Here is a 7,404-nt window from a genome sequence, read left to right as displayed (position 1 = left end):
GCCCACTCACCTGAGCAAACGTCAAAGACGCCTGACCACACACCACCGCCGTCGCGCCAGGCGACACCGCCGCACGCTCGGCGAACCGATCAGCGACCGTCCCCGCCCGAACCGGACGCGACGGGCCGGTGCCCTCCGTCCGCAGCCGGGCGCGCTCGTCGTCGTCGAGCAGGTCGAACCGGCCGACCGGCACCGCGGACGCGACCGCGACCTGCTCCAGCAGCCGCACCAGTCGCCGCGTGATCGACTCGGCGTGCCGGGCGTCGATCACGTCCGGCCGGTACTCGGTTTGGAGGACGATTCGCTTGCCGAGCCCGACGGCGAGCGTCAGCGGGTAGTGGGTCGCGTCCCGCGCGCCGATCTCCCCGACCGTGGCGCCGCCCGCAAGCGGCGCCCGCGCGGACGGGTCCACCGGATAGTTCTCGATCACCACCAGGGTGTCGAACAGGTCGCCGAGCCCGGCCTGCCGCTGGACGTCGTCCAGCCCGAGGTGGTGGTGGTCCAGCAGTCGGGCCTGCTCGGCGGCGACGCGGCGCAGCAATCGGTCGAACGGCTCGGCGGGCCGCAGCGCGACCCGGACCGGGACGGTGTTGATGAACAGCCCGACCATCGACTCCGACCCGGGCACCTCGGCGGGACGGCCCGCCACGGTCAGCCCGAACACCACGTCGTCGCGGCCGGTGAGGACGCCGAGCAGCATCGCCCATGCGCACTGCACGAGCGTGCTCGGCGTGATGCCGCACCGGCGCGCGAGGGCGGTGAGCGCCGCGGTCATCCCCTCCGGCAGCATGGTCTCGCGGACGCCGGGCCGGACGGGCGCGCGGCCCGGGTCCGGGACGGTGAGCAGCGTCGGCGCGTCGAGCCCGGCGAGCGCCTCCGCCCAGGCCCGCCGCGCGGCGTCGGTGTCCTGCCGGGCGAGCCACGCCAGGTGGTCGCGATAGGGCCGGACGGCGGGCAGCGCCGAGGTGTCGCCGCAGTGGTCGTAGAGGTCCAGCAGGTCCCGCACCAGCAGCGGCATGGACCAGCCGTCCACCAGGATGTGGTGGGCGGTGACGACCAGGCGGTGGTCGGCGGGGCCGAGGCGGACCAGCAGCAGCCGCAGCAGCGGCGGCCGGTGCAGGACGAACCGCTCGGCGAGCGCGGTCCGGGTGGCGGTCTCCAGCGCCTCGGCGCGCTCCTGCGCGGGCAGCCCGGCGAGGTCGAGGTCGGCGACAGGAAGCCCGAGTTCGGTGGGCACGAACTGCACCGGCTCGGGGACGCCCTCGTGCCAGAACCCGGCGCGCAGGTTCGGGTGGCGGCGCAGCAGCCCGCCCGCGGCGGCGCGCAGTCGGTCGCCGTTCACGGGACCGCGCAACTCCACCGTCACCTGGACGGCGTAGACGTCCAGTCCGCCCTCGTCGTAGAGCGAGTGGAACAGCATGCCGCGCTGGAGCGGGGATAGCGGCAGCATGTCGGAAAGGCGGCTCACTGCTGGGCCCTCCACATCTCTTCGATCATCGAGATCTGGTCCTGGTCGAGCGAGACCAGGTCGAGGTCGGAGGGCGTGTGGCCGCCCGCGCGGTCGCCCGCCGCATGCGCGGCGAGCGCGTCGAGCGCGGCGGTCCAGGCGCCGGAGAGCGCGTCGACGCGATCGCGCGGGAGCGCCCCGGACGCCCAGATCCAGGTCGCGGTCAGTTCAGGCCCCTCCGGCCCGGGACGCACGCCCGCGTTGATCTCCAGCGGGTGGGTCAGCGGCATTCCGGGGTCGATCGGAACGGCGAGCGCGTCGGCCTCGGGCGCCGGGGACCACGGACCGTCCGGCGCCGTGGTGTCCCGGCCGAGGTAGTTCCACAGGATGTCGGCGTCGCCGGTGTCCGCGAAGAGAGGCGCGGTGGCGGCGTTGAGGTGGCGCAGCAGTCCGGCGCCGATACCGCCCGCCGGGACGGCCCGCAGTCGCTCCTTGATCGCCTTGACCGCGGTCCCGGCGTCCGGCCCGCCGTCGAAGGCGTCGGCGACGTCGACGGGCCCGGGATCCAGCCGGACGGGGTACAGGCTCGTCAGCCAGCCGACCGTGCGGGACAGGTCGGGCGCGCCGGGCATGTCGGTCGCGTCGCGTCCGTGTCCTTCCAGCTCGACGACCGGAGGCGCGCTGGCGCCGGTGCGCAGCACGGCGAGGGCGAGCGCGGTGAGCAGGACGTCGTTGACCGTGCCGTGGAAGGCGGCGGGGACGGTGTCCAGCAGCGGCGCGGTGCGTTCGGCAGTGAGCCGAAGGTGCAGGGCTTCGCTGGTGGCGACCGTGTCGCGGGCCGGGTCGAGGGCACGGTCGGCGAGTCCCGCGCGGTCTCCGGCCAGCGTGCCGAGCCAGGCGGGGAGCTCGGCGGCGCGACGCTCGGTGTGCGCCTCGGCTAGCAGGCGGCCGTGCCAGCGGCGCAGCGACGTCGGCACCGGGCCGAGCGCGGGCGGTTCGCCCGCGGCGGCGGTCTCCCACGCCGCCCGCAGGTCGGGGATCAGGACGCGCCAGGACACCTCGTCCACGACCAAGTGGTGGAGGACGAGCAGCAGGCGGCCGGGTTCGTCCGGCCCGGCGTCGAGGTGGACGGCTTGGACGGTCGCGCCCGCCGCCGGGGCGAGGCGGCCCGCCGCCCGGTCGGACTCCTCCTCCACCAGTTCGCGGAGGGACCGCCCGGCCGCGTCCACGACCGTGAGGCATTCGTCGGCACGCAGCGTCCCGCGTACGCGGACCTCGATGGTCCAGACGCCAGGATACGGCCGGTTAAGGCGCTGCCGCAGCCCGTCATGGTGATCCAGGACGGCTTGGAGCGCGCCGAGCAGATCCGCCCGGCGGATCCCGGCCGGGACGGTGAGCAGCCGCGCCTGCCCGAACCGGTCGGGAAGCCCGGCGCGGCCCGCGAGTCGCAGCGCCATCGGCGCCGGGGGCAGCGGCCCGCTCGGGTCGTCGGCGACGGGCACCGGCGTCGGCGCGGCGGGTCGCACCCGCGCGGCGAGCGCGGTGGGCGACGGGTGCTCGAATACCTGCCGGGTGGTCACCGCGAGCCCAGCCTTCCGCGCGGCGGCCACGTACTGGAGCGCGAGGATGCTGTCGCCGCCGAGAGCGAAGAAGTCGTCGCCCGAGCCGACGTCCGGCAGGCCGAGGACGTCCGCCATGACGGTCCGCAGCGTGCGCTCGGCCCAGCTGGCGCCGGCGTAGGCACCGGTGTCAGAGACGGTCGTCGCGGGCTCGGGAGGCGCGGGCAGGGCCCGGCGGTCCAGCTTGCCGTTGGCCGACAGCGGGAAGGCGTCCAGCACGACGATCTCGGCGGGCACCATGTACTCGGGCAGCAGCCGGGCCGCCTCGGCGCGCAGCACCTCGGGATCGGTGTCCACGCCGGTGACGTAGCCGACGAGCCGCCGCACGCCGGGCCGGTCCTCGCGGACGAGAACGGCGGCCTGGGCGACGCCGGGCGCCGCGACGAGCACGGCCTCGATCTCGCCGGGCTCGACCCGCAGGCCGCGCAACTTGACCTGGTCGTCGGTGCGGCCGAGGAACTCCAGGGCGCCATCCGGAAGCCATCGCGTCCGGTCGCCGGTACGGTACATGCGCTCGCCCTGCGCCCCGGACGGGTCGGCGACGAACCGTTCGGCGGTCAAGCCGGCACGGGCGAGGTAGCCGCGCGCGAGCTGCACGCCGGACAGGTAAAGCTCGCCCGGCACGCCGATCGGGACGGGCCGCAGTCGATCGTCCAGGACGTGGCAGCGGGTGTTCCAGACCGGCCGCCCGATCGGCGCGGACGGGCCCGGCGCAGTCGCGGCGACCGTCCAAGCGGTGACGTCGACCGCCGCCTCGGTCGGGCCGTACAGGTTCTCCAGCCGCGCGGCGGACGCGCGCCGGAACCGGTCGGCGAGCGCCGCCGAGAGCGCCTCGCCGCTGCACACGACGAGGCGCAGCGACGGCAACCGGGACAGCGCGACCGTGCCGAGGAACGCCTGGAGCATGGACGGGACGAAATGCGCGACGGTGACGCCGTGCCGCTCGATCAGCCCGGCGATGTGGTCCGGGTCGCGGTGCCCGCCGGGCTCGGCGACGACCAGCGCGGCTCCCTGCGCGATCGGCCAGAAGAACTCCCACACCGACACGTCGAAGCCCGCCGGGGTCTTCTGCAGCACGCGGTCGTCTGGCGTCAGCCCGTAGGCGTCCTGCATCCACTCCAGCCGGTTGACGATCGCGGCGTGCGTGACCTGCACGCCCTTGGGGCGCCCGGTGGATCCGGACGTGAAGATCACGTAGGCGGGGTGGGAGGGGCGCAGCGGCGCGGCGCGGTCGACGTCGGTCACCTCGTCCGCGGGCAGCGCGGCCAGCTCGGCGGCGGTGTCCGGCGCGTCGAGCAGGACGCGCGGCGGCCCGCCGCCGGGCAGCCGGGCGGCGGACCCGGCGTCGGTGAGGACGAGGCACGGCCGCGCCGTCTCGATCATGTCGGCGAGCCGCGCAGCCGGATGCGCGGTGTCGAGCGGCAGGTAGGCGGCTCCGGCGCGGACCACGGCGTGCAGCGCGGCCACCAGTCCGGGCGAGCGCGGCAGCGCGACCGCGACGACGCGCTCGGGTCCCGCGCCACGGGCCGCGAGCAACCGGGCGAGGCGGTTCACCCGGGCGGCGAACGCGGCATGCGTCTCGGTGCGACCGTCCGCGCCGATCAGGGCGGGCGCGGCGGCCGCGCGGCGGGTTCCGGCGCGGGTCAGGTCGTCCAGCGTCGCGGCGGCGACGGGACGGCCGGTAGCGTTCCACTCCGCCAGCGCGCGCCGCTCCCCGTCCCCGAACAGGTCGAGCTCGGCGACGCGGGCGCCGGGATCGGCGGCGACGGCCGTGAGGAGGCGGACCAGCCGGTCCGCGAGGGCCTCGGCCGTCGTCCGGTCGAACAGGTCGGTCGCGTACCGGACGCCGCCGCTGAGGCGGCCCGACGTCGCGTTTTCCCCGAACGCCACCTCCAGGTCGAACTTCGCGCCGCCCGCATCGGCCGGGACCTCCTCGGCGGGCAGGCCGCACAGCGTCCGCACGTCGGTGGTGGTGGAGTGGAACGTCACCATCGTCTGGAACAGCGGATGCCGGGACGCCGACCGCGCCGGGTTGAGCGCCTCCACGACACGGTCGAACGGCAGGTCGGCGTGCGCGAACGCGGCGAGGTCGCCGTCGCGGACCCGGGCGAGCAGTTCGGCGAACGTCGGGTCGCCCGACAGGTCGGTGCGCAGCACGAGCGTGTTGAGGAAGAACCCGACGAGTTCGTCCAGCGCTGCGTCGGCGCGTCCGGTAACCGGGGTGCCGACCGCGATGTCGTCGCCCGCACCGAGCCGGTGCAGCAGCGCGGCGGTCGCAGCGTGCGCGACCATGAACGGCGTCGCGCGGCCGTCGCGGGCCACGCGGCGCAGCCCGGCCGCGACGTCGGCGGGGACCTCGAACAGCACCACGTCGCCTTGGTGGGACGGTTCGGCCGGACGCGGCCGGTCGCGGGGTAGGTCGATCTCGTCCGGGAGCCCGGCGAGCGCGTCCCGCCAGTACGCGGTCTGCTGTGCCGCCAAGCCGTCCGCGAGCAGGGCGCGGTGCCAGAGCGCGTACTCGGCGTACTGCACCGGGAGGTCCGGGAGTCCGCGGCCGGTCCCGGCGAAGAAGCGCTCCAGATCGGACAGGTACGCACCGATCGACCATTCGTCGGCGGCGACGTGATGGAAGACCAGGACGAGCACGTGATCGTCCGGCGCGACCTCCAGCAGGGTGGTGTGCAGCGGCAAATCGGCCGCGAGGTCGAACGGGTGCTGGGCGAGCACGGCGATGTCATAGTCCAGCCGCTCGGGCGCGGTCGGCTGGACGCGGAGCAGGCCGCGCGTCTCCTCCGGCGGGAGGATGTGCTGGAACGGTTCGCCGTCTCGCTCGATGAGGAGGGTCCGCAGGCTCTCGTGCCGGGCGGTGACGTCGTCCACGGCCGCGGCCAGCGCGGCGGTATCGAGGTTGCCGCGCAGGCGCACCGCGAACGGCACGTGGTAGGCGGTGGTCGCGCCGTCGAGGCGGTCCAGCGCCCACAGGCGGCGCTGCGCGTGGGACGCAGGGAGCGGGTCGGGACGCGGTCCCGGCCGCAGCGGCGGCGCCGCGCTCCCGGCGGCCCGGCGGACGAGCCCGGCCGGAGTCGGCGCGGCGAACACGTCCCGGACGGCGAGGTTGCCGCCGAGCGCCGCCCGGACCCGTCCGGCCAGCCGGGACGCCAGCAGCGAGTGCCCGCCGAGCGCGAAGAAGTCGTCGTCCGGCCCGACGCCGGGAACGCCGAGGATGTCGGCGAAGACGGCGCAGGCGAGCTCCTCCCGGGCGTCGCGCGGACGGCGCGCCGGGGCCGTCGTCGGCAGGCCCGGGGCGGGCAGCGCGGCGCGGTCGATCTTGCCGTTGACGGTCATCGGCAGCGTGTCGAGCGCGACGATCGCGGCGGGCACCATCGCGTCGGGCAGCTCGGCGGCCAGCCGGGCGCGGATCTCCCGCGGCCCGGGGCCGCCCACCACGTAGCCGACCAGGCGCGCCATGCCCAGGGCATCCTCGCGGACCACCGCGGTCGCGGCGGTGACGCCGGTGACCCGGGCGAGCGCGGCCGCCACCTCGCCCGGCTCGATCCGGACGCCGCGGATCTTGACCTGATCGTCCACCCGGCCCAGGAACTCCAGGTTCCCGTCCGGACGCCAGCGCGCCCGGTCGCCCGTCCGGTACATGCGGGAGCCGGACGGTCCGGATGGGTCGGCGACGAACCGCGCGGCCGTCAACCCGGCCTGGCCCAGATAGCGCTGCGCCAGGCCCGCGCCGGACAGGTACAGTTCGCCCGGCACGCCGATCGGGACGGGCCGCAGTCGGTCGTCCACCACGTGGGCGCGGGTGGCGGCGATCGGGCGGCCGACCAGCGGGACGGGGCTGTCGGCCAGGTCGGCGGCCAGCGCGTCCACGGTGTACTCGGTCGGCCCGTACAGGTTCACCGACATGACGCCGTCAGCGTCGCGGACCCGCGTCCAGAGGGCGGCGGGCACGGCCTCACCGCCGAGCAGCAGCAGGCGGGGGCGGTGCGCGCCGTTGTCGAGCAGGCCGTCCTCCACGAGTTGCAGGGCATGGGTGGGCGTGACGTCCATCGTGTCGATGCGGTGTTCGCGGACGTACCGGACGACGTGCTCGGCGTCCCGGCGGTCGGTCTCGTCCAGGACGTGCAGCTCATGCCCCGCGACCAGCCAGAACAACTGCTCCCACGAGGTGTCGAAACTGAACGAGGCGGTGTGCAACGCCCGCACCCGCCCGCCCTCGGCCACCGGACCGAAAATCTCCTCCAGATGGTTGGCGTACAGGTTCGCCAACCCGCCGTGCGTCACCACCACGCCCTTCGGACGCCCCGTCGAACCCGACGTGTAAATCAC

Annotated in this window: 2 protein-coding genes; both read right to left on the bottom strand. The window is 75.5% G+C overall.

The annotated features are described in order from the left end of the window. Positions 1 to 1,468, bottom strand: a 1,468-nt coding sequence (locus FXF65_RS43375) for a condensation domain-containing protein (protein WP_246199518.1), incomplete at its 3' end; no start/stop codon positions are given. After that, positions 1,465 to 7,404: a non-ribosomal peptide synthetase gene (locus FXF65_RS43370; protein ID WP_281289017.1), complete on the bottom strand. Its 5,940-nt coding sequence runs from the start codon at positions 7,402 to 7,404 to the stop codon at positions 1,465 to 1,467. The genes FXF65_RS43370 and FXF65_RS43375, both read right to left, overlap by 4 nt.

Origin of the sequence: Actinomadura syzygii (genome assembly GCF_008085905.1) — a bacterium.
Classification (GTDB): Bacteria; Actinomycetota; Actinomycetes; order Streptosporangiales; family Streptosporangiaceae; genus Spirillospora; species Spirillospora syzygii.
The sequence above is the reverse complement of the archived record's forward strand: the minus strand, read 5'-3'. Positions and strand labels throughout refer to the sequence as shown.